We start from the raw sequence: 22,405 nt of genomic DNA, 5'->3' as shown, positions 1-22,405 counted from the left end.
AATGATAAACGATGAAAAGGACGCATCAATGCGGTCATCTGACAACCGCGAACATTGGAGAAACTGTAACACTGAACGGCTGGGTACAAACCCGCCGCGACTTGGGCGGCGTGCTGTTCATCGATCTTCGTGATCGGAGCGGCATCATGCAAATCGTATTTAACCCGGATTTCTCAGGCGAAGCTTTGGCTGTTGCCGATAAGGTCCGCAGCGAATTCGTGGTGGCCGTATCCGGTAAAGTCGTAAAGCGCGATCCTGAAACGTTCAACCTGAATCTGCCTACTGGCGAAATCGAAGTTCAAGTGACAAGCATTGAAGTGCTGAATGCAGCCAAAACGCCTCCGTTCTTTATCGAAGACGGCGTGGAAGTGGATGAGCAGCTTCGCTTGAAGTATCGCTATCTGGACCTTCGTCGTCCAGAGATGCAAAAAACGCTGATGCTGCGCTCCAAAGCGTCGAAAGTATTCCGCGACTTCCTTGATGACGAGGGCTTCGTGGACGTAGAGACGCCAATTCTGACCAAGAGCTCCCCGGAAGGCGCACGCGACTATCTCGTACCGAGCCGCGTACACGCAGGTGAATTCTTTGCGCTTCCGCAATCTCCACAAATTTATAAGCAGCTCCTTATGGTGAGCGGGCTTGAACGTTACTACCAAATTGCACGCTGCTTCCGTGACGAAGACTTGCGGGCTGACCGTCAACCCGAGTTTACCCAGGTCGACATCGAGACATCCTTCATGGAGCGCGACGACCTGCTGAACATGATGGAGCAGCTGATGGTGAAGCTGTTCAAGGAAACCATCGGCGTTGAGCTTGCAACGCCATTCCAGCGTATCAGTTACGCTGATGCGATGGGTAAATACGGCTCCGACAAGCCGGATCTCCGCTTCGGTATGGAATTGATCGAAATGAACGATATCGTTGCAAGCAGCGGCGTCAAAGTATTCTCTTCCGTCATTGAAAAAGGCGGCGAAGTGAAGTGTTTGAACGCTAAAGGCTGCGGGACTTGGACGCGTAAGGAAATTGACGATCTGGGGCCATATGCAGCCCGTTACGGAGCGAAGGGTCTTGCTTGGATTCAAGTAAAAGAAGGCGAGTTCAAGGGGCCGATCGTGAAATTCTTCAGCGAGCAGGAAATTGAAGCGGTGAGAGAACGCACAGGAGCCGAAGACGGCGACTTGCTGCTGTTCTCCGCAGACAATAAAAAAGTGGTTGCCGACGTGCTTGGCGCACTCCGCTTGAAAATCGGACGTCAGCTTGGCCTGATCAACGACAACGAGTACAAGTTTGCTTGGGTTCTGGACTTCCCGCTGTTCAGCTATGATGAAGAGGCGAAGCGCTATGTGGCCGAGCATCATCCGTTCACCCGTCCAAAAGACGAAGATCTGGAGTTGATGGATACGGATCCGCTTGCCGTGCGCGCGGAAGCTTACGACATCGTTCTGAATGGATACGAAGTAGGCGGCGGGTCCATGCGGATTTTCAAACGCGAGATCCAAGAGAAAATGTTTGCGGCTCTCGGCATGTCACCGGAAGTGGCGCACGACAAATTCGGTTACCTTATGGACGCCTTTGAGTACGGTACTCCTCCACACGGCGGAATCGCGTTCGGGTTGGACCGTTTGGTGATGCTGCTTGCCGGACGCACGAACCTGCGTGAAACGATTGCGTTCCCGAAAACGGCCAGCGCAACGGATCTGTTGATGGACGCTCCTTCCCAGGTGGACGGAGGACAGCTGGAGCAGCTGCATATCAAACTCGCCAAGAAGCCGGGCGACGAGAAATAAGTCCGTTGTTCTTGATAAAGGAGGTTGCCTGAATTATGCTGCACCAATTTTCCCGTACGGAATTAGCCATAGGTCCTGAGGGCCTTGAGGTCATGAAGAACAGCACGGTGGCGGTGCTCGGTATCGGCGGCGTGGGATCCATTGCGGTGGAGGCCCTCGCCCGTACCGGGGTTGGCCGTATCATTCTGATTGACAAAGATGTGGTGGATATCACCAACATCAATCGGCAGATTCATGCGTTAACGACCACGGTAGGCCAGAAGAAAGCGGATCTGATGGTTGATCGGGTCAAACTGATCAATCCGGAGTGTGAAGCAATCGCCCTGAACATGTTCTACACTGAAGAGACGTATGAAGAGTTATTTAAGTTTGATCTGGATTACGTGATTGACGCGTCGGATACGATTATTTATAAAGTACATCTGATCAAGGAATGCCTGCGGCGAGGTATTCCGATCATCTCCAGCATGGGGGCAGCCAACAAAATGGACCCCACGAAGTTCCAGGTGGCTGACATCTCCAAAACGTCCATGGATCCGATTGCCCGTATTGTACGCACCAAGCTGCGCAAAGACGGCATCAAGAAAGGGGTCAAGGTCGTATTCTCACTAGAGGAGCCGATGAAACCCCGCCAGGACGTTACGGAGAAGATTGTACCCGAGAATGCTCCTGAAATCCGGAAAGCGAAGCAGCCTCCGGCAAGCAATGCATTCGTTCCGCCTGTGGCCGGACTGATTATGGTCAGCGTAACGGTAAAAGAACTGCTCGAAAAAGGCGGCGTCTCGTTGTAATGAGAGGTCCGGGCAAAATTAAACCCGGATCGAGAGAACGATAGATAAACGGAAGGCAGCGAGTAAGAACAGCCTTTCGGCAAAGTTGATCGTGGTTAACCAAACGCAGCGTCCAGCCAAAGGACGCTGCGTTTTTTGCTGCCGTGGACGAAAGCGATCAGGACAATAAATCAAAATAATTGTGACAGAGCTTTGCTAGTATATCCGGGCCAGGTGTGCTACAATGAAACTCCTTTTTGTGTCACGGCCCTCAAAGCCAGACTTTCGATGCGAAAAAAATATGTTTCTTAGGAGGTAACTGAAAGTGTCAGAATCTTTTCAAAGTGCCTATCAAGAAGAAGAGTCAAGGCTAAACGAGGTTATCGTTGAAATTGACCGTCAGCTTGAACGTTTGCGCGGGATTCCGGTATACACGGGTCATGATTTTACGGAGCAGGTGCTCGAAGCGGGGCGGGAAGAGAAACGGCAGGCCCTCGCCAAAAGTTTGCCGGAGCCTTACTTCGGAAGGCTGGATTTTCAGGAGAGCGGAACGGGAGCAAAGAAACCGCTCTACATCGGGAAGATCGGCTTCGATAAGGAAGATGCCGGGGATCACCCGATGGTGATTGATTGGCGAGCTCCGGTCGCGAGTCTTTTTTATTCGTTTACCGGCGGTACCGACCCGGCTTCGTTCGAAGCACCCGAAGGAATCATCGAGGGGCTAGTGTATTTAAAACGCAACGTCGTGATCCGGAAGCAAATTTTGGAACGGGTATCGGATACGTACAATCGGGAAAGCGGCGGACCTGCGGTATCCGATGAGTTTTTGGTTTACCGTCTCGGGGAGAACAAGGATAACCGGCTGCGGGATATCGTATCCACGATTCAGGCGGAGCAGGACAAAATCATCCGGGCTGCCAAAAATACCGCACTTATCATCCAAGGGGTGGCGGGAAGCGGAAAAACGACGGTGGCTCTGCATCGGCTGGCATATTTGCTCTATCAGTACAAGGAGCAGGTAACCGCGGAGAAAATGATCATATTCGCACCCAACCTGATGTTCCTGGATTACATATCCGATGTGCTGCCCGAGCTTGGAGTCGGCGACATTCAGCAGCGGACCTTTGGTGATTGGGCAGCGGAGCTGCTCGATATTCAGCTTGCATCGGATGATCATGCACAGACGCTTCATCAGTGGTTCGAGACAGAGCCAGGTCAGGGTACCCCGAATATTGACGATAATGTCAGCGGGCGCTACAAAGGCTCCTTGAGACTGATGGAGATCATCCGGCGGTGCGTGGAGTCCATCGAAGCGGAGGCTCTTCCGGACGGGGACTTCTCACCATGGGATGGGGCTGTACTGAAACAGGAGACGATCGCGGAATGGTTCTACCAGGAATATAAGCCGTATCCCCTGGCCAAACGGAAGGAACGGCTGCTGGCCAGATTGCACCGCTGGGTGGAGATGGAGCTGAAGAAATCGCCATCAGCGGCCGTAATGAAGGAACGGAAGAAAAAAGCGGCTCAAAGAGAAAAAGCTTATGGGAACCGATGGCCGAAATTTGAGCCGGTCTCATTATATAAACAATTGTTTGGGGCGGTTAAGGCAACGGGATCGTGGTTTGAAGAGCTAGCCGCTATGATTCCGTCCGAGGTGCTCGCCGCAACGCGTAAGGATCTGAAGAAGAACGTGGTCCGCGAAGAGGATTTGCCTGCCTTGCTGTATTTCCACTGCTTATTGAATGATATTACCGGAGAGCAGCGTTTTGACCATATCGTTATTGACGAGGCTCAGGATTTCTCTCCATTTCAGGTGGCGGTGCTGGACCTGTTCGTCAGAGGACATTCTTTCACCATATTAGGTGATTTGTCGCAGGGCATTCATGCCTATCGCGGCGTTCATAGGTGGGAAGAGATGAGCTCCCTGTTTAAGGAAGAGGAAACAGCCTATTTTGCGCTGACACGCAGTTATCGCTCTACGATGGAGATCATCGAATTTGCGAACGGCATTTTGGAGAAGGGTGTCAGCAGTGATCTGCTTGCAGTACCCGTATTCCGAAGCGGCGATGCCGTTCGCCTGATTCCATATGATTCGGCGAATTCCAGAACGAGAGATTTGGAACGGGCGATGGAGGCACTCATCGCTAAGGAATACCGGACGGTCGCTATACTTACTCGAACCTTGCGAGAAGCGCAAGAGCTGCATGAGCAATTCGTTAGTGCGTGGCCGATGCTGAATCTGATCGATGGCAGCAAAGGAACGTATCAGGGCGGCTACTCGGTGCTTCCTGTTTATTTGTCCAAAGGACTTGAGTTCGATGCGGTGGTAGTTGCGGATGCGGATCGGGAGCATTACGCGGAAAAAGCTTGGGATGCCAAGCTGATGTATGTGGGATGTACGCGGGCACTGCATGAGCTGTGGCTGCTGCATGGTAAAGCTCGTCCTTCTTATGTCACAGCAGACGCATCGGATATTACAGCCATCGGCTGGCCTGCGGAGTAAGGTGAGATTGCGTTACTGACGTTGTAGAGTTAAGTGTGAAATGGAAAGATGGGAAGATGTCCCGTAGGGTGGCACATGTCTCAATGTGCTTACTCTGCGGGACTTTTTGTTCTGCTTTTTGCTTAACCTAGCATTTGGTAGGAAGAGCCCAGATTCTCGATATACCGGATCAAGGTCCAAACGATGAGGATGGAAAGTGCGGCTGCCAAGATGATCAAGAGGGTCATTTTTCGCACAGGTTTTCGTTTCAATTCAAAAGCCTCCCTTCGAGCTCTCATGGTCTAATGAGAATTCGTCTTCCTCACTGCGGATACCCTGTTTAATTTCCTATAATATGTAACGCTCCGGAAAGATAAAAGTTGGTTAACAGGTTAAGCGATAGCGAATTTCGACGGATTTCCGAATCACGGGAGTGGATGTCATAGGGTTGCTACAGGCATGGCGAAATTGAATATGGTATGATAGAGTGTGACGGATTTGATTGAAACCGGCTTATCTTTACATTGAAATCAGACAAGGAAGTGTAGCAATGGATTTATTCAGTATCGGGCGTGAAGGGGACCGGGATTCCCGGCTGCTGGCCGATCGGATGCGCCCTTCGTCGCTGGATGAATATATAGGACAGGAACATATTATCGGTCCGGGCAAACTGCTCAGACGGGCCATAGAGGCAGACCAGGTTTCCTCCATTTTATTGTACGGCCCGCCGGGATGCGGCAAAACAACGCTTGCGCATATTATCTCACAGCATACGAAGGGGTACTTCGTTCGGCTGAATGCGGTGGAGGCCTCGGTTAAGGACGTCAGGGAGGTCATTGAGCAAGCCCAGAGCAACCGCAGTCTGTACGGCACCAAAACGATCCTGTTTCTGGATGAGGTCCACCGCTTTAACAGCTCAAGACAGGACGCGCTGCTGCCTGCCGTGGAGAACGGCACGATTATATTTATCGGCGCGACGACAGAGAACCCCTTTCATTACGTAAATGGGGCCTTGATGAGTCGTTCAACCTTGTTCCAGCTTGAGCCGCTGAATAAGAATCATTCCATGGTCGCGATGCAGCGAGCTTTATCCGATCCGGATAAAGGTCTTGGATTCATGGAGCTCCAGGCAGATGAGGAAGCATTGGAGCATATTGCAACGATGGCGAACGGCGACATCCGGCGTGCATTGAATGCGCTTGAGCTCGCTGCGATGACGACCCCGCCTGATACGGGCGGGACGGTCCATATTACGTTGGATGTGGCCGAGGAATCGATACGCAAGCCGCTCGTCAAGGCGGACGAGTCCACGCAGTATGACGTGCTGTCCGCCTTCCATAAAAGCATTCGGGGTTCCAGCGATGCGGCCTTGTTCTGGTTCCTGTATGCGGTCGAAAAGCTGGGGATGGATCCGATGGTATTCATCCGCCGCTTGATTGCTGCCAGCAGCGAGGATATCGGGCTGGCTAATCCGCAAGCGATGGTGCAGGCGGTAAGCGCCCTGGACGCCTACCGGAATAACGGCTGGCCGGAAGCCAAGCTTAATATCGCCCAGGCTATCCTGTTTGCGGTGGAAAGTCCAAAATCCGATGGCGTTGTGACCGCCATCTCACGGGCGATGTCCGCCATGGATGAAGTAAAATCGGCGGAGGTCCCGCTGCATTTGCGTGATGCGCATTATTCGGGGGCGGTAAAGCTGGGGCATGTCGGCTATAAGTACCCGCATGATTATCCAGGCCATTACGTGAAGCAGGAATATTTGCCGAAGGAGCTCTCCCGCCGGGTGTTTTATCAGGCGACGGAGCAGGGGAACGAAGCCAAGATCGCTCACAACCAGCGATTACGACGCGAAGAATAGGGTCTTACAGCGATAACGGGATCTACGGCTGCCAGTTTAGTTAAATGGAGGAAACGAATGATGAAAACAGGGAAACAACGGTTTGTCATCCTGCTGCTGTCCGCCGGCCTTATGCTGAGCGGCTGTTCGGGGAAGAGCGCCCAGGAGCAGGTCGAAGGTGGACAGGCAACCGAGGCAGCGCATGAGCATGGACATCAGACGCAGCTGTCCAACGGGGATATCCAGGAAGCGACGGCTTCGATTGATGAGCTGCCTGCCTTTTTGAGCAGCCAGACCAGCGAGCTCCAAACGATCTATGCCTTGTCCGCGCAGGTCAGTGATGTCCTGAAATACATTCCTTGTTATTGCGGCTGTGGGGACAGTGCCGGTCATGAGAGCAACCTGAACTGTTTTATTGATGAGATCCAGGAGGACGGCACCGTGGTATGGGACGATCATGGCACCCGCTGCGGGGTATGCCTGGACATTGCCGTGGAATCTGCCAAAATGAGCAGCGAGGGCAAAAGCCTGACGGATATTCGGAACGCAATCGACGAGAAATACAGCACAGGTTACGCTCAGCCGACAGCAACCCCGATGCCGCCTGCCGAGAGTTAATTCTATTGTGGTTAAACAAGAAGGTACCCGATGTGATCAATGGATCACTCGAGTGCCTTTTTTCTGTTGGGATTCATATCTCTAAGGACGTTATCAGGAATCGCTGATACGCTTCATAGGATCAACAGGGGTGATCTATCTCACAGCATTAAACTATATATGGATGTAAATTGATTGAGCGAAACCATATATAGTGTTTGAATGATCTTGATAAGAAGGAGTTGATCGTTTCATGAAAGTCATGAAGAGAGACGGATGCTTGGTGAACTTTGAGATAAGCCGGATTGTGAAGGCAGTGGATAAAGCTTTTATAGCTGTTGAGGGTGTATCCCGCAAGGAGGCTTCCCTGCAGCTTGGCGAGGAGGTTGCTCGCGCCACCGCGGGGATGGAGCAGGTGAGTGTGGAGGAAATTCAGGATATGGTTGTTAAGCATTTGGAAAGCACAGGTTATGCAGCGGCCGCGGCAGCTTATCAACATTACAGGGAGGCCCGTGATCTGGAGCGGATGCGGCGGGGAGAGCTCTACAAGATCAGCAGGGATGTGATTGGGGTAACGAATCTGGATCTGCTGCGGGAGAATGCGAATCTGAACGGGGAATCCTTCAGTGGAAAAATGAGTCGGATCGGCTCCGAGTACGCCAAATGGATGGCAAGCAAATTTATTCTGCCCGGAGAGCTCATGAGAGCGGTGAGGGATGGTTATGTGTACGTGCACGACCTGGACCAGTATGCGCTTGGTACGACGAACTGTATCTTCATCCCCTTTGACCGTCTATTGGCCAAGGGATTCAATACCGGTAACGGATCGGTCAGGCCGCCGCAGAGCATCATGACCGCGATGGCGCTGGTGGCCATCATATTCCAATCTCAGCAGAACAGTCAATTCGGCGGCGTGTCGGGAAATAAAATCGATTGGGATCTGGCCCCGTATGTCGGCAAATCGTTTCGCCGGCATTTTCGGAAAGGGCTTGCCTACTTCGGAGAGGTGGAGCAGGTCGAGCATAGACCCCATGTACGAGTTCTACCCGATAACGAATTATACATAGATAATGAGCAGCTGAAAGACATGTACCCGCGAATATATCACTATGCATATAACGAAACGGTAAATGAAGTAAAGCAGGGTGCGGAATCCCTGATTCACAATCTGAACACGATGAGCAGCCGCGCCGGCGGACAGATCCCTTTCACATCGTTGAACTACGGCATGTGCACGTCAACGGAAGGAAGGCTGGTGTCCCACGCTCTGCTGGATGCCACGATGAGAGGGCTCGGCGGGGGAGAGACGCCGATATTTCCGCAGCATATTTTCCAGTGCAAGCAAGGGGTAAACCAGGCGGAAGGGGAACCCAATTACGATCTGTTCCTCAAGGCCGTTGAGTGCTCCAGCCGCAGGCTCTACCCGAATTTTGTCAACGTGGATGCGTCGTTTAATCTGGTCTACTATAAGCCCGGCGAGCCAGACACGATTATTGCCACCATGGGCTGCAGGACCCGGACGATTTCAGACCGGTTCGGGCGAAACCGCCTGAGCGGAAAAGGCAACTTGTCCTTCAATACGATCAATCTGGTTCGTCTCGGCATCGAGCATGGCATCATCGAAGGCAAGCGGGATATGCCAGACCTGAGCCTCTTCTACGAGCAGCTGGATCTGTATATGACGATTGCGGTAGAGGGTTTGATTCACCGTTACGAGCTGCAGGCGGACCAACCGGCCAAAGCGTCCGATTTTATGATGCGGGAAGGCGTGTGGGAAGGCGGCGAAGACCTGGCCCCGGAGGACAAGGTACGGGAACTGATTAAGCACGGCACTCTGGCACTTGGATTCATTGGGCTTGCAGAATGCCTGAAGGCGTTGACCGGGCTGCATCACGGGGAGGATGAAAGCAGCCGCGGGCTGGGGATCGAAATCATCCGGCATATGCGTCAGTTCTGCGATGCGGCCAGTGAAAAATACGATCTGAACATTACGTTGTTTGCCACGCCGGCCGAAGGGCTGTCCGGAAAATTCACGAAGCTTGACCGGCAAAGCTTCGGTGTGATCGAGGGTGTGACAGAGCGTGAATATTATACGAACTCGTTTCATGTTCCGGTGTACTATCCGATGGCCGCGTACCGCAAAATTCGTTCCGAAGCTCCATTCCATGAGCTGTGTAATGCAGGAGCGATTTCGTATGTGGAGCTTGACGGCAATGCACGGCAGAATACGGCTGCTTTTCGGGACATCGTGCAGTTTGCCCTGCAGCAGAACATTGGATATTTCTCCGTAAACCATCCCGTTGACCGCTGTCCGGCATGCAACTACGAAGGGATCATCGGAAGCTCTTGCCCTGGATGCGGCGCTACGGAAGACAATGGGAACTTCCAGCGGCTGCGGAGGGTGACAGGATACTTAACGGGCAATTATACGGAGCGCTTTAACTCGGCCAAGCAGGCTGAGGTCAGGGATCGGGTGAAGCATCTGTGAATGTGTGCGGTTATATCCCCGAGAGCATTAATGAAGGCCCAGGACTTCGGGCCGTTTTATTCGTGAGCGGCTGCCGTCATGCCTGCGCCGGATGCTTTAATACGGATTCCTGGGACTTTGAAGCGGGGGAGCCGTTTACAGAAGAATTGTCCGCGTCCATACTGCAAGATATCGTCGACAACCCTTTGCTGGATGGCGTAACCTTATGCGGTGGGGACCCGTTCTTCTCGCCGGATGAATGCGCGGCATTTATTCGCAAGCTCAGGACCCTCTGTCCTGAGAAAAGCATATGGGCCTATACGGGCTTCACCTTTGAAGCGCTGATGAGGCAGCCAAAGCTGCGCGAATTGGCAAAACAGTGCGACGTTATCGTGGATGGCAAATTCCAGTTGGAGCTAAGGGATGTCTCGCTTCCCTTCCGAGGCAGCTCGAATCAGCGTTTCATTGACGTATCCGCCAGCCTGGAACGCGGGGAAACGGTAGAATATGTTCTTCGCTAACATGTAAAAAAAAAGAGCACACACTTCACGGAATCTTCCGTGTTAAGTGTGTGCTCTTTTCGTTTAGGCCAGCGGATTAATAAGGAACTTTATCCGCCGTTTCGATCGTTCCGCCGCCAAGGCATTCGTCCCCTTGGTAGAAGACAACGGCTTGGCCAGGCGTGATTGCTTTTTGCGGCTTCGCAAACGCGACATGAACGGTTCCGTCTTCGCGCGGAGTGATCGTTACTTCCTGGTCCGGCTGGCGGTAGCGGAATTTCGCGGTGCAGGTGTAGGCGTCTTTGGGCATAGCGTCTTGTCCTGCAATCCAGTTCATTCCGGAGGCAACGAGTCCGGTTGAATACAAACACGGATGATCGCCTTGAACAACGTACAGAATATTGGTAGTCAAATCCTTGTCGGCAACAAACCAAGGCTCTCCGGAGCCTGAGCCGCCGATTCCGAGACCTTGGCGTTGTCCCAGCGTGTAGTACATCAGGCCATCATGGCGGCCTTTCACCTCACCGGTGACAATGTCCACCATATCGCCGGATTGGGCGGGGAGGTATTGTCCAAGGAATTCTTTGAAATTCCGTTCGCCGATGAAACAAACGCCGGTGCTGTCTTTTTTCTTGGCGGTATACAGTCCGGCTTCTTCGGCGAGTCGGCGGACTTCCGGTTTCGGCAGATGCCCGATCGGGAACATCGCCTTGGAGAGCTGCTCTTGGCTCAGCGCATTGAGGAAGTAGGTTTGGTCCTTGTTGCTGTCGACGCCGCGCAGCAGCCGGTACTGTCCGTCTTCTTCAATGACGCGGGCGTAATGGCCGGTAGCCACGTAGTCGGCTCCCAGATCCATGGCCTTGTTCAGAAATTCGCCGAATTTGATTTCACGGTTGCACATGACATCGGGGTTCGGCGTTCTCCCGGCTTTATATTCATCGAGGAAATAGGAAAATACTTTATCAAAGTATTCCTTCTCGAAATTGACGGTATAGTAGGGAATGTCGAGCTGCTCGCACACGCGGCGCACGTCTTCAGCGTCCGCTTCAGCTGTGCAGTAGCCAAGCTCATCGGTATCATCCCAGTTTTTCATAAAGATGCCGATCACTTCATAGCCCTGCTGTTTGAGCAGGAGCGCTGTTACGGAGGAGTCGACGCCTCCCGACATGCCGACAACGATACGAGTGTTATGTTTTTCTTTTGACATCGTTATCACCATTTTCATATTGAATTGTGCCCATGGAGGTATTTTAACATATTGGAACAAGGTTCACACGTTTCATTTTGTCCACTCAGGGTGAACATTTTTCAATCTTTCCAACTGGAATATTACCCATTGAGGTTCAGGATATGTTACCATAAGCTGAGGGTAATGATCGGAATACGGAGAAAAATAATGGATAAGCTGTTTCACACGTAGATTAGTCCGTATTTATCGCTCACCCGCCACCTACAAATCATGTACAGGATGGACATAATATACAATTACCGAAAGAGGTGTCACCTTTGAAGATATCAACAAAAGGAAGATACGGATTAACGATTATGATGGAGCTGGCCGCCAGGTTTGGTGAAGGGCCGACTTCGCTGAAGAGCATTGCCGAGAAGAACCAGCTGTCGGAACATTATCTTGAGCAGCTGATCGCGCCGCTGCGGAATGCAGGACTGGTCAAAAGCATACGCGGCGCATACGGAGGTTATATCCTGTCCCGTGATCCGGCATCCATAACGGCCGGCGACGTCATCCGCGTATTGGAAGGGCCGATATCTCCCGTGGATTTCACGGAAGAGGACGATCCGGCGAAGCGGGATCTGTGGCTCCGTATCCGCGACAGCATTGCTGAGGTGCTGGATTCCACGACGCTGGATTATCTGATCAACTATCAGGAACAGTCTGCTGCAGACAACTATATGTTCTATATTTAAGGGTGACGGATATGAGATCAGTATATTTGGATCATGCCGCATCAACCCCGGTTCATCCGGAGGTGGCCGAGCGGATGATGAAGGTGATGACAAGCCAATACGGCAATGCTTCAAGCGTTCATGCTTTTGGACGGGAAGCCAAGAAGATCGTGAATGGGGCGCGTGATCGAATTGCGTCCCTTTTAGGATGCCAATCGGACGAGCTGGTGTTCACCGCCGGCGGAACCGAGAGCGATAATCTGGCTATACTTGGATTGCTGGAGTCGCTTGGTGCGAAGGGCAAGCATGTGATCACGTCGGCGATTGAACACCATGCGGTGCTTCATACATGCCACGAGCTGGAACGGAGGGGCTGTGAGGTTACCTATGTACCCGTCGACTCTACCGGGCGTGTCTCTGTGGAGGACATTGCGGGCGCAATTCAGGACAACACAGTGCTTGTCACCATTATGTATGGCAACAATGAAGTAGGCACCGTTCAGCCGATCATCGAAATCGGTGAGCTCTGCCGCAGCCGGGGCATCGTGTTCCATACCGATGCTGTTCAGGCCTTGGGATCGGAACCGATCAACTGCCGCGAGCTGCCTGTGGATATGTGGAGTTTTTCCGCCCACAAAATCAACGGGCCCCAGGGCGTCGGAGCATTGGTTGTCCGCAGAGGTCTCAGCGTATCTCCGCGTCTGTTCGGAGGGCTGCAGGAGAAGAAGCGTCGCGCCGGAACAGAGAATATGGCTGGAATTGCCGGTTTTACGGCAGCAGTGGAATGGACCGTTAAGAATATGGAGGCGCGTATCCGGCATTATCGCGAGCTGAGATCGACGCTCCTTGAAGGGCTTCGTCAGGAGATTGGCGAGGATGCTTTTGTGATCAACGGAAATTCGGAACATTACCTACCTCACATCCTAAATATCAGCTTTCCCGGTGCCAATACGGAGACGATGCTGATGAACCTCGATATGGAAGGAATTGCGGCGGCAAGCGGCTCGGCTTGTACGTCGGGTTCTCTGGAAATATCCCATGTACTCCAAGCAATGAAACTTTCTGATCCTGTTTTGCGCTCCGCGATTCGTTTTAGTTTCGGTTTGGGTAATACTACACAAGAAATGGAGTACACTGCCCAAAAAATTGGAACCATCCTTAATCGGTTACGTAAATAGATGTTAAGGGATTTCTCCTTCTAGGGAATAGGGGGTATGCGTTCGTCCATTTCATCCTTGGAAATGGCCCGTCAGGCTAACGAAATTTTGACCGGCGGCTGATTTCAAACCATGAAGGATGAGGAGGTGTCCACCGTATATGAAACTTCAAGAAATGATTGGACTGGCTGTATTCGACGTGGAGAACGGTAAGGAAATCGGCAAAATCCACGATTTTATACTAGATGAGAACTGGTTGATTACCGGGTTGGAACTGGAAGGCAAGGCTTTGTTTTCCTCGCATGTGAAAAGCGTCTCATGGGAAGATATCGTAGCATACGGGGAAGATGCCGTCATGATCCGGAGCCAAGAGGCTGTCCGCAAGCTGGGCGCCAATGATATACCGCTTACGTACCTTTTGGGCAAACGCAAACTGAAAGAGATGCAGGTCTTGACAGAGGATGGCATCCTGCTCGGGCGTATATCGGATGTTTATTTTGAGCAGGAACAGGGCAATACAATACTAGGGTTGGAAATATCCGATGGATTTGTCTCGGATTTGATCGAAGGTCGCAAATGGCTGCCTTGCACAGCGGAAATGGCTATCGGCGAAAGTGCCGTTATGGTACCCCCGATGAGCGAACAGCGTCTGGAAAAAGCCATTAATTCTGTGAACGGATAGGGTGAGGTAGGATGAAATGTCCAAACTGTAGTTCCAAAGATATCGGGAAAATCGGCTCCCACCAGTTTTATTGCTGGGGTTGCTTTATCGAATTGACAGTCAACGGAGAGAAAATGTCCGTATACCAGGTAGAAGAGGATGGCACGCTCAGCTCGCTGGATGATTTGTTCTTCGGTGATGAAATGCAGCCGGATTTCCCTCCTATGCACGCGTCTTCCTAAAGAACGCGTACATATTGTAAGATAACGACTCCTTGCTGAAGGCCTGTACGGCTGAGTAAGCAGGAGTCTTTTTCACTTTGACCGGCGGAAATGTTAGTTTATTTCTGGATGCTTGTACATATACTACAGGGTAGCTTTCGAAAAAGGAGGGTGCCTGTGTGGAACAGCTGACCGAGAACAAATGGTTTCGATTGTTGGTATGGTTAATGCTCGGACTCATCTCTCTTTACTTTGTCTGGCTGCTGCGTCCGCTGTTTCTGGATGTCTATCGATTTCTGAAAGCAGTCCTGGCACCATTTCTGGTTGCCATGATCATATCTTATGTGCTCAATCCGGTTGTATGCATGCTCTCTGACCGCAAAGTTCCGCGGAGTATGGCGGTGCTCCTCATATATGCCGTTTTTCTCACGTCGCTTGCCGTCATTCTGATAAACATGATTCCGATGCTGATTCGGCAGCTGGAGGAGCTCAACGAGCACTTGCCTGAATTAACGATGAACGCCCAAAGCTTGATGACCAATCTGGACAGCAGGCTGCTGCCTCCTGGAGTAAGGACAGGCGTCAACAGCTGGTTCCTTCAGATGGAATCGAGGCTGGCCGGAGGGATCTCGAATTTCATGGACAATATCGGCAACACGATTAATATCCTGTTTAACGTGTTAATTGTTCCATTCCTGATCTTTTACATATTAAAAGATTTTGAGGTGTTCCAGCGAACCGCCGTATCCTATCTGCCGCGGAGCCGCCGGAAGTCGATTGTTACGCTGCTTAAGGAAATCGACACGGCTCTTGGCAACTATGTCCGCGGACAATTCCTGGTATGCTTAATCATCGGCGTACTGGCTTATGTAGGCTATATGATTGTTGGTATGCCGTACGCACTGCTGCTGGCAAGCATCGTGGCGGTGTTTAACATCATTCCGTATTTGGGCCCCTTTCTCGGAGCGGCTCCTGCGCTCGTGATGGCATCCACGATTTCCTGGAAGATGGTGCTGCTGGTGGCGGCCGTTAATATGATCTGCCAGACGCTGGAGAGCAACATCATTTCGCCCCAAGTGGTAGGGAAAAAGCTGCATATGCATCCGCTCCTGATCATTTTTGCGCTCCTTGTCGGCGGTCAAATCGCAGGAACCGTGGGCTTGATTTTGGCTGTTCCCGTCTTTGCCGTCATCAAAGTGCTGTTGCAGCATTTTTTCGCTTATTATGTCAGAAGGAAATCCGGCTGAAGACTCCAGCCTGTAGCGGCAATGTTCACGCATTGACAGATAGTTTCGCCCTATATATACTTGAAATGATAAACCTATAAACGTACAAATCGATGAGAAAATCAAGTAGGCTTTGCGTACCTTGCCCAGAGAACAGGTTCCTGCCCGGAAAGTTTCCGGCTGGCTGCGAGAACCTGGAAGCGAACCTGAGCCGAATGCTAATTTTTGAGTGTGATTCAAATTCACCGGGTGGCCCCCGTTATCCAGCCGTTACGAGGCGATCGCCACATATGTTGTTCCAGGAGAACACTGCTGGAGGATGAATGGGCGATAACCAGGGTGGTACCGCGAGAACATCGTCCCTGAATTCAATTCAGGGGCGTTTTTTGTGTTCGGAACCAAGTGATCCGGGCGCCATATTATGACTGGAGGAAGTGTAGAGATGAAAGCTAGTGAAATCCGTTCCAAATGGCTAGAGTTTTTTGCAGAGAAAGGCCACAATATCGAGCCAAGTGCATCGCTTGTTCCGCACAATGACCCGTCCCTGCTCTGGATTAATGCAGGCATGGCTCCGCTCAAACCTTATTTTGACGGGCGCGTGAAGCCGGAGAATCCGAGAATTGCGAATTCGCAGAAATGTATTCGGACCAATGATATTGAGAATGTCGGCAAAACCCGTCGTCACCATACATTTTTCGAAATGTTGGGCAACTTCTCCATCGGGGATTATTTTAAGGAAGAGGTTATCACCTGGGCTTGGGAGTTCCTGACGGACAAGAAGTGGATCGGATTTGATCCGGAGAAGCTGTCCGTTACCGTGTATCCGGAAGACGAGGAAGCCTTCAAATTATGGAACGAAAAAATCGGACTTCCGAAAGAACGCATCATTAAGCTGCAGGATAACTTCTGGGATATCGGCGAAGGACCTTGCGGACCTTGTACCGAGATTTTCTATGATCGCGGTGAAGGATACGACACGGATGCTCCGGAATCCGAAATGTTCCCTGGCGGTGAGAATGAACGCTGGCTCGAAGTATGGAACCTCGTATTCTCCCAGTTCAATCACAACAAGGACGGCAGCTATACACCCCTTCCGAACAAGAACATTGATACGGGTGCGGGACTCGAGCGCTTTGCTTCCATCCTGCAAAATGTGGCGTCCAACTTCGATACCGACCTGTTCCAGCCGATCATCCAGAAGACGGCAGAGCTTGCCGGCGTTAAATACAATGAAAAGACGGAGTACGATATCGCGCTGAAAGTCATTGCAGACCATATCCGTACAGTTGCATTCGCAGTAGGCGATGGCGTGCTGCCTTCCAACGAAGGACGCGGATATGTCATCCGTCGATTGCTCCGCCGTGCGGTTCGTTACGGAAAGGTGCTCGGTCTGGACAAACCATTCATGTATACTTTGACCGGAACCGTAGGGGATATTATGGGCGTATACTACCCAGAGGTCGTTGAGAAACGCGCCTTTATCGAGAAGGTCATCGCAACGGAAGAAGAACAGTTCCACAAAACGCTCTCCGACGGCTTGAACATCCTGGCTGACGTTAGCGCCGAAGCAAAGAAGCAGGGCAAATCGGCCATCAGCGGCAGCGATGCGTTCAAATTGTATGACACGTATGGCTTCCCGTTTGATTTAACGGAGGATTATGCGTCCGAACACGGATTGACCGTGGACCGTGAAGGCTTTGATGCCGCGATGAAGGAACAGCGTGACCGGGCGCGTGCGGCCCGTCATGAAACGGAAAGCATGAAGGTTCAAGGCGGCGTTCTTTCCGATTATACGGTTAAAAGTGAATTTGTTGGATATAATGACACCGTCAGCGAGGCGAAAGTGCTCGCCATCGTTTCCGGTGACAGCTTCGCGGACAGCGTCAGTGAAGGCGAGACGTGTCAGGTCATTCTGGACGTTACCCCGTTCTATGCCGAAAGCGGCGGACAGGTCAGCGACCAGGGAATTATAGAAGGCGGATCCGTTCGTGCCCGAGTGGAAGGTCTCTTCAAGGCTCCGCATGGACAGCATGTGCATTTCGTAACCGTAGAGCTCGGCGAGCTTAAAGTGGGCGATACGGTCAAAGCGCAGGTGGACGCCGCTATGCGCAATGACATCGTCAAGAACCATACCGCTACACATCTATTGCATAAAGCATTGAAGGAAGTGCTGGGCGATCATGTCAATCAGGCAGGTTCCCTTGTTGAACCGCAGCGTCTGCGCTTCGACTTCTCCCACTTCGGCAGCATTACGCCGGAGGAGCTGGCCGATATTGAGCGCCGCGTGAATGAACAGGTATGGAAGAGCATTCCGGTCGTTATCGAGCGCAAGGCCATTGATGAAGCGAAGGCGATGGGCGCCATGGCGTTGTTCGGAGAGAAATACGGAGATATCGTCCGTGTCGTTCAGCTCGGAGATTACAGCATCGAGCTGTGCGGCGGATGCCATGTAGGAAACACCTCCCAGATCGGAATCTTCAAGCTGCTTGGCGAGAGCGGCATTGGCTCCGGCGTTCGCCGCATTGAAGCCGTAACGGGACGTTACGCTTATGAGCATCTGGAAGGCCAAATGGACCTGCTTAAGCAAGCCGCAGGCTTGTTGAAGAGCAGTCTTGCCGACGTGCCGAAGCGGATTGAAGGCCTGAACCAGCAGGTGAAGGAACTTGCCCGGGAAAACGAGTCCCTGCAAGGCAAACTTGGAGCGATTGAGGCTAGCCAGTTGACCGATAAAGTGAAGCAGGTCGGAAACACGTCGCTGCTTGCAACTGAAGTGCAGGCTGGCAGCATGGACGGACTCCGCGGCATTGCTGACGAATTGAAGGGCAAGCTGCCGGAGACGATCCTCGTGCTCGGCTCCAAAGCAGGCGACAAGGTGAATTTCGTCGTAGCCGTTCCGCAGGATCTGGTGAAGCAGGGCTATCATGCCGGCAAACTCGTTAAAGAAGTGGCTTCGATATGCGGCGGAGGCGGCGGAGGCCGTCCGGATATGGCGCAAGCCGGAGGCAAGGATGGTTCCAAACTGACCCAGGCGCTGCAGCATGCCGAGGATCTCATTGCTCGAGGCGTGTAACAGATTTGTCCAGATTGTGTACGGCAAGCAGTCGTAAGCGGGATCCAACATTTTGCTGTACACAATCCCGAATTTTTTGGAACACTCTCTAAATATTTCGCTTTCGATTTCCGTAGAGACTTAGGATTATGTTATGATATAACTAGATCAAGCTGGTAAATATTTATTCGACGAAGCATGGTAAACATGTTCTTTGAAGAAGCGAGGTGTGTCACACATGGACTCCATGGATAAGACTGTCAAGTTCAATGTAAAAGGTGATGAGAAGGAGGCTTCCGCCCAGGACATTCTACTTTCGGTATACGATTCGCTGGTAGAGAAGGAGTACAATCCGATTAACCAAATCGTAGGGTATCTTTTGTCCGGGGATCCCGCTTATATACCTCGGCACAATAATGCCAGAAGTTTGATCCGGAAAAAAGAGCGAGATGAATTGATTGAAGAGCTGGTCCGGTTCTATTTAGCCAGTCACCGTTAGGAGCACACAGGGATGAAGAAAATCATGGGATTAGATTACGGGGACCGCAGAATCGGTGTTGCCATAAGCGACGTGTTCGGATGGACGGCCCAAGGGGTTGAAGTTATCGAGCGCCGCCGTGATGAAGGCGAACTGGACAGAATTGCCGCACTCGTCAAAGATAACGAGGTCGGTGAAATCGTGGTCGGCTTGCCTAAAAATATGAACGGCACGATTGGTCCGCGGGGCGAAATCTGCATGGAATTCGCAAGCATATTGCGAGAGTCCCTATCCTTACCCGTTCACCTTTGGGATGAACGGCTATCAACAGTATCCGCTGAAAGGACATTGCTTGAAGCCGATGTCAGCCGAAAGAAGCGAAAACAGGTTGTAGATAAAATGGCGGCAAGTTTGATTTTGCAAAACTACTTGGATTCTAAAAGGTAAAGGTGAGGGTGATTACAATGGCTAATGAGCATATTGGTATGGAAGAAGAACCGGAAATTATTTATATTCCCGACGATGAAGGCAACGAGGAAGAATTCGAAGTCATCATGAAATTCGAAGTGGATGGCTCGGATGCTAAATATATGATGGTCGTGCCAAGGGAGTCTGCCGACGAAGAGACAGACGAGGTCTATGCCTTCCGTTATGAGGAAGACGGAGACGACTTGAAATTGTTTATGATTGAAGACGATGAAGAATGGGCCATTGTTGAAGAAACCTTCAATACGCTCGTGGAAGAGCTGGACGGGAGAGACGAATGATGTCTGATTTTTCGGTTGAGAATATCGTATGGACCCAAGTACTTAAGGAAGCATTCGGTGAGAGTGTCGAGCTTGAGGACGATAAAGGCCATATCGAGGTTTATGATATTGCCGCCGAATTTGAAGTGGATGGTCAAGGGTATGCCATTCTGGTTCAGCCGGATCGAACCGATGAAGAGTACGAGGTACTTCGTATCGTCAAGGGCGAGGACGGCGGTTTGCAGCTGGCAACCATTGACGACGACGAGGAATGGGAGAATGTGTCAGAGCTTTATGATGAGCTGACATTTCCCGAAGGAGACGAGGATTAAGTTCCCTCCTGCAGGAGCACATGCTTAATTTTCAAATGAAAGTTCAGGAAGGGGCGGAGCTGTCCGCCCCTTTTGGTGTGAAGGGATGAGTAGATTGAAGAAACTGGCAATAGCGGTATTGGTCCTGATCCTCCTTGCGGGCGGGGCCGTATTTTACGTATGGAATGGTTTACAGCCCGTTCAAAGCACGGAAACTCCCGTCGAATTCACCGTGGAGTCCGGCATGAGCACGTCCTCAATCGCCGATCTGCTTGAGGAAAAAGGGCTGATCAAGAATGCCCTTATACTTAAAGGTTATTTAAAGCTTAGCGGGGAAGGAAGCCGTCTGATGGCAGGGACCTATGAGGCAACTCCAGGCACTCCGTTCAAGGAACTGTTATCCAAGATGAACAAAGGCGAAGTGAAGCCTGAGGAGATGGTTCGTTTCACGATCCCTGAGGGATATACGATCCTTCAGATGGCGGAGACCATCGCTCAAGAGAGCGGAATCGATGAGAAGGAATTCCTGAAGGTTGTGGATCAGCCTTCCGGCTGGGATGTTCCGATTGCGGGAGAAATTCCCCAGGAAGCAGACCTTAGGCATCATCTCGAGGGATACTTGTTCCCGGCGACCTATGAACTGCCGAAGAAGGATATCACGGCAAAAGGCATTGTAGAAACCATGCTGAAAGAAACGGAGAAGCGTTTGGCCGAAATTCCGGGTTGGGAGCGTCAATTGGAGGCTCGCGGCGTAACGTTCCATGAACTTATGACCATCGCTTCGCTGGTGGAGCGGGAAGTGGTTGCAGATCAGGAGCGTGCACTGGTGGCCGGCGTTATATATAATCGATTGGAAGAGGATATGAGGCTGGAAATCGATGCAACCGTTCAATATCTGTTAGATAAACCGAAGGAACGGTTGCTTTATGCCGACCTTGAGGTTGAAAGCCCGTATAACACATATCGTCAAAAGGGTCTGCCGCCTGGCCCCATCTCGAGCCCGAGCCTGGAATCCATTCAGGCTGCCCTGAATCCGGAGAAATCCGATTATTTGTTCTATGTAACAAAGAAAGACGGTACACAAGAGCATCTGTTTGCCAAAACGTATAAAGAGCACTTGAAGAATATCGAGACCAGCAAGAAGATGGCACAACAATAATATTACGTGTTGAGCAAGTCCGCTGATGCGCTGAGCGACAAGGAACAGATCCAGCTCGTACTCAGAAGAGTCTTGTTGAACAACCTCTAAGTAGGGAGGAATTTTAAATGAGTATCAAACCTGAATTATTGGCAGCAGCCGGGTCTCTGGCTGATGCCGCTGCTTACTTGGAAGCGGGAGCCGATGCACTGCTCGTCGGCGAGGATCGATTCGGCATGAGATTGCCAGGCAGTCTGACATTGGACGAAATAACCCAAGTCGTACAGCTTGCTCATGAAAGAGGAAGCAAAGTGTACGTCAGCTTGAACAACTTGATGACAAATGATTTGCTGCCCGAGTTACCTGCTTATGTTAAGGCGCTCGGAGAAATCGGAGTAGACGCGGTGGAATTCAACGATCCATCCGTACTCACTGCCGTAAAAGAGCTGGCACCCCAGATAAAACTCCATTGGAACGCAGAAATGACCGCCACCAACTATTCAACGGCCAATTACTGGGGAAGCAAAGGCGCCTCCCGGGTTATTCTTGCGCGTGAATTAAATATGGACGAGGTAACGGACATGAAGCCGCAGCTTCAGCTGGAAGCGCAGGTTCAGGTTCATGGCATGACCAACATCTATCATTCCAAGCGGCGCCTGGTGAACAGCTACATGCAGCAGCAGGGCAGACCGGTCAACGAAGGCAGCCTTGGGAAGGAGCGCGGTTTGTTTCTCATTGAAGCTGAGCGTCAAGAAGAGAAATATCCGATCTATGAAGATATCAACGGAACCCATATTATGAGTTCGGAGGATATTTGCATCCTGGAGGATTTGCATCTGTTAATGGCAGCAGGCATGGACAGCTTTAAGGTTGAGACGCTGCTGAAACCTCGGCATTACAATGAGCTGGTGATTCGAACCTATCGCCATGCGATTGATTTATATGCTGCAGATGCATCCACTTATGCTTTTCAGGAAGAGTGGATGGACGGAATCCGCGCGATTCAGGATCCGGAACGTGAATTGTCGTTTGGATTTTTCTATAAGGAACAAGTTTATTAAGGAGTGGACAGC

21 protein-coding genes are annotated in these 22,405 nt (G+C 51.4%); 19 read left to right on the top strand and 2 right to left on the bottom strand.

The annotated features are described in order from the left end of the window. The first annotated feature begins 11 nt into the window (after window positions 1–11). The 3 genes from aspS to DP091_RS28465 all read left to right on the top strand — a co-directional run bounded on the left by aspS (window position 12) and on the right by DP091_RS28465 (window position 5,060). Window positions 12–1,787 carry an aspartate--tRNA ligase gene (gene aspS, locus DP091_RS28475; RefSeq protein WP_113061423.1) on the top strand — a complete coding sequence of 592 codons (1,776 nt, stop codon included), beginning with the start codon at window positions 12–14 and terminating at the stop codon, window positions 1,785–1,787. Between the two features lie 35 nt (window positions 1,788–1,822). Next, window positions 1,823–2,578, top strand: a complete 756-nt coding sequence (locus DP091_RS28470; RefSeq protein WP_113061422.1) for a tRNA threonylcarbamoyladenosine dehydratase — start codon at window positions 1,823–1,825, stop codon at window positions 2,576–2,578. Window positions 2,579–2,882: 304 nt separating this feature from the next. After that, on the top strand, window positions 2,883–5,060 hold the full coding sequence (locus tag DP091_RS28465) for a HelD family protein (protein WP_113061421.1): 2,178 nt from the start codon (window positions 2,883–2,885) through the stop codon (window positions 5,058–5,060). A 122-nt stretch (window positions 5,061–5,182) separates the two neighbouring features. Here the strand turns inward: DP091_RS28465 and DP091_RS32165 are convergent, their stop codons facing one another. After that, a complete protein-coding gene (locus DP091_RS32165) occupies window positions 5,183–5,311 on the bottom strand; it encodes a hypothetical protein (RefSeq protein WP_258394727.1) in 129 nt (42 codons plus the stop codon). Window positions 5,312–5,589: 278 nt separating this feature from the next. Here DP091_RS32165 and DP091_RS28460 point away from each other — a divergent pair, with 278 nt between their 5' ends. The 4 genes from DP091_RS28460 to nrdG all read left to right on the top strand — a co-directional run bounded on the left by DP091_RS28460 (window position 5,590) and on the right by nrdG (window position 10,461). Further along, entirely contained in the window at window positions 5,590–6,897 is a 1,308-nt protein-coding gene (locus DP091_RS28460; protein ID WP_113061420.1) for a replication-associated recombination protein A, read from the top strand. Window positions 6,898–6,954: 57 nt separating this feature from the next. Then, window positions 6,955–7,494 carry a PCYCGC motif-containing (lipo)protein gene (locus DP091_RS28455; protein WP_113061419.1) on the top strand — a complete coding sequence of 180 codons (540 nt, stop codon included), beginning with the start codon at window positions 6,955–6,957 and terminating at the stop codon, window positions 7,492–7,494. 232 nt (window positions 7,495–7,726) lie between these two features. Beyond that, window positions 7,727–9,961, top strand: a complete 2,235-nt coding sequence (locus tag DP091_RS28450) for an anaerobic ribonucleoside triphosphate reductase (RefSeq protein ID WP_113061418.1) — start codon at window positions 7,727–7,729, stop codon at window positions 9,959–9,961. Then, window positions 9,958–10,461, top strand: coding sequence for an anaerobic ribonucleoside-triphosphate reductase activating protein (nrdG, locus tag DP091_RS28445; RefSeq protein WP_113061417.1), 504 nt, complete (start codon window positions 9,958–9,960; stop codon window positions 10,459–10,461). Before DP091_RS28450 ends, nrdG begins: the two co-directional genes overlap by 4 nt. Window positions 10,462–10,537: 76 nt before the next feature. Here the strand turns inward: nrdG and mnmA are convergent, their stop codons facing one another. Then, window positions 10,538–11,647, bottom strand: a complete 1,110-nt coding sequence (mnmA, locus tag DP091_RS28440; RefSeq protein ID WP_146747023.1) for a tRNA 2-thiouridine(34) synthase MnmA — start codon at window positions 11,645–11,647, stop codon at window positions 10,538–10,540. Window positions 11,648–11,946: 299 nt separating this feature from the next. On the opposite strand from mnmA, the gene cymR reads away from it, so the two are divergent. The 12 genes from cymR (at window position 11,947) to DP091_RS28380 (ending at window position 22,393) form a co-directional block, all read left to right on the top strand. Further along, window positions 11,947–12,366: a cysteine metabolism transcriptional regulator CymR gene (gene cymR / locus DP091_RS28435; RefSeq protein WP_071222772.1), complete on the top strand. Its 420-nt coding sequence runs from the start codon at window positions 11,947–11,949 to the stop codon at window positions 12,364–12,366. Between the two features lie 11 nt (window positions 12,367–12,377). Beyond that, entirely contained in the window at window positions 12,378–13,523 is a 1,146-nt protein-coding gene (locus tag DP091_RS28430; protein WP_113061416.1) for a cysteine desulfurase family protein, read from the top strand. A gap of 139 nt (window positions 13,524–13,662) precedes the next feature. Then, window positions 13,663–14,184 (top strand): PRC-barrel domain-containing protein, encoded by a 522-nt coding sequence (locus DP091_RS28425; RefSeq protein WP_071222774.1) that lies wholly within the window; start codon window positions 13,663–13,665, stop codon window positions 14,182–14,184. Window positions 14,185–14,195: 11 nt separating this feature from the next. Further along, window positions 14,196–14,405 (top strand): hypothetical protein, encoded by a 210-nt coding sequence (locus DP091_RS28420; RefSeq protein WP_071222775.1) that lies wholly within the window; start codon window positions 14,196–14,198, stop codon window positions 14,403–14,405. A 158-nt stretch (window positions 14,406–14,563) separates the two neighbouring features. Beyond that, window positions 14,564–15,631: an AI-2E family transporter gene (locus tag DP091_RS28415; protein ID WP_113061415.1), complete on the top strand. Its 1,068-nt coding sequence runs from the start codon at window positions 14,564–14,566 to the stop codon at window positions 15,629–15,631. A gap of 421 nt (window positions 15,632–16,052) precedes the next feature. Next, the gene (gene alaS, locus DP091_RS28410; protein ID WP_113061414.1) at window positions 16,053–18,680 is read left to right on the top strand and encodes an alanine--tRNA ligase; all 2,628 of its coding nucleotides are present in this window, start codon (window positions 16,053–16,055) and stop codon (window positions 18,678–18,680) included. A 217-nt stretch (window positions 18,681–18,897) separates the two neighbouring features. After that, a complete protein-coding gene (locus DP091_RS28405) occupies window positions 18,898–19,158 on the top strand; it encodes an IreB family regulatory phosphoprotein (RefSeq protein ID WP_006208869.1) in 261 nt (86 codons plus the stop codon). A gap of 12 nt (window positions 19,159–19,170) precedes the next feature. Next, window positions 19,171–19,584, top strand: coding sequence for a Holliday junction resolvase RuvX (gene ruvX, locus DP091_RS28400; protein ID WP_113061413.1), 414 nt, complete (start codon window positions 19,171–19,173; stop codon window positions 19,582–19,584). A 17-nt stretch (window positions 19,585–19,601) separates the two neighbouring features. Then, window positions 19,602–19,904 carry a DUF1292 domain-containing protein gene (locus DP091_RS28395; RefSeq protein ID WP_071222779.1) on the top strand — a complete coding sequence of 101 codons (303 nt, stop codon included), beginning with the start codon at window positions 19,602–19,604 and terminating at the stop codon, window positions 19,902–19,904. Next, the gene (locus DP091_RS28390) at window positions 19,901–20,215 is read left to right on the top strand and encodes a DUF1292 domain-containing protein (protein WP_071222780.1); all 315 of its coding nucleotides are present in this window, start codon (window positions 19,901–19,903) and stop codon (window positions 20,213–20,215) included. The genes DP091_RS28395 and DP091_RS28390 overlap by 4 nt, the downstream gene beginning before the upstream one ends. A 94-nt stretch (window positions 20,216–20,309) precedes the next feature. Then, window positions 20,310–21,353: an endolytic transglycosylase MltG gene (mltG, locus tag DP091_RS28385; RefSeq protein WP_113061412.1), complete on the top strand. Its 1,044-nt coding sequence runs from the start codon at window positions 20,310–20,312 to the stop codon at window positions 21,351–21,353. Window positions 21,354–21,460: 107 nt separating this feature from the next. Next, window positions 21,461–22,393 carry a peptidase U32 family protein gene (locus tag DP091_RS28380; protein ID WP_113061411.1) on the top strand — a complete coding sequence of 311 codons (933 nt, stop codon included), beginning with the start codon at window positions 21,461–21,463 and terminating at the stop codon, window positions 22,391–22,393. The last annotated feature ends 12 nt before the right edge of the window (window positions 22,394–22,405 follow it).

This window comes from Paenibacillus sp. MDMC362, from assembly GCF_003269305.1.
Classification (GTDB): domain Bacteria; phylum Bacillota; class Bacilli; order Paenibacillales; family Paenibacillaceae; genus Paenibacillus_AQ.
This window is presented reverse-complemented; position numbering and strand designations above follow the sequence as displayed.

Excerpts from the sequence above, each read along its gene's own strand:
- aspS (WP_113061423.1), top strand. The coding sequence starts at position 12 with ATGAAAAGGACGCATCAATGCGGTCATCTGACAACCGCGAACATTGGA.
- DP091_RS28470 (WP_113061422.1), top strand. The coding sequence starts at position 1,823 with ATGCTGCACCAATTTTCCCGTACGGAATTAGCCATAGGTCCTGAGGGC.
- DP091_RS28460 (WP_113061420.1), top strand. The coding sequence starts at position 5,590 with ATGGATTTATTCAGTATCGGGCGTGAAGGGGACCGGGATTCCCGGCTG.
- DP091_RS28455 (WP_113061419.1), top strand. The coding sequence starts at position 6,955 with ATGATGAAAACAGGGAAACAACGGTTTGTCATCCTGCTGCTGTCCGCC.
- DP091_RS28450 (WP_113061418.1), top strand. The coding sequence starts at position 7,727 with ATGAAAGTCATGAAGAGAGACGGATGCTTGGTGAACTTTGAGATAAGC.
- mnmA (WP_146747023.1), bottom strand. The coding sequence starts at position 11,647 with ATGTCAAAAGAAAAACATAACACTCGTATCGTTGTCGGCATGTCGGGA.
- DP091_RS28430 (WP_113061416.1), top strand. The coding sequence starts at position 12,378 with ATGAGATCAGTATATTTGGATCATGCCGCATCAACCCCGGTTCATCCG.
- DP091_RS28425 (WP_071222774.1), top strand. The coding sequence starts at position 13,663 with ATGAAACTTCAAGAAATGATTGGACTGGCTGTATTCGACGTGGAGAAC.
- DP091_RS28420 (WP_071222775.1), top strand. The coding sequence starts at position 14,196 with ATGAAATGTCCAAACTGTAGTTCCAAAGATATCGGGAAAATCGGCTCC.
- alaS (WP_113061414.1), top strand. The coding sequence starts at position 16,053 with ATGAAAGCTAGTGAAATCCGTTCCAAATGGCTAGAGTTTTTTGCAGAG.
- DP091_RS28405 (WP_006208869.1), top strand. The coding sequence starts at position 18,898 with ATGGACTCCATGGATAAGACTGTCAAGTTCAATGTAAAAGGTGATGAG.
- ruvX (WP_113061413.1), top strand. The coding sequence starts at position 19,171 with ATGAAGAAAATCATGGGATTAGATTACGGGGACCGCAGAATCGGTGTT.
- DP091_RS28395 (WP_071222779.1), top strand. The coding sequence starts at position 19,602 with ATGGCTAATGAGCATATTGGTATGGAAGAAGAACCGGAAATTATTTAT.
- DP091_RS28390 (WP_071222780.1), top strand. The coding sequence starts at position 19,901 with ATGATGTCTGATTTTTCGGTTGAGAATATCGTATGGACCCAAGTACTT.
- DP091_RS28380 (WP_113061411.1), top strand. The coding sequence starts at position 21,461 with ATGAGTATCAAACCTGAATTATTGGCAGCAGCCGGGTCTCTGGCTGAT.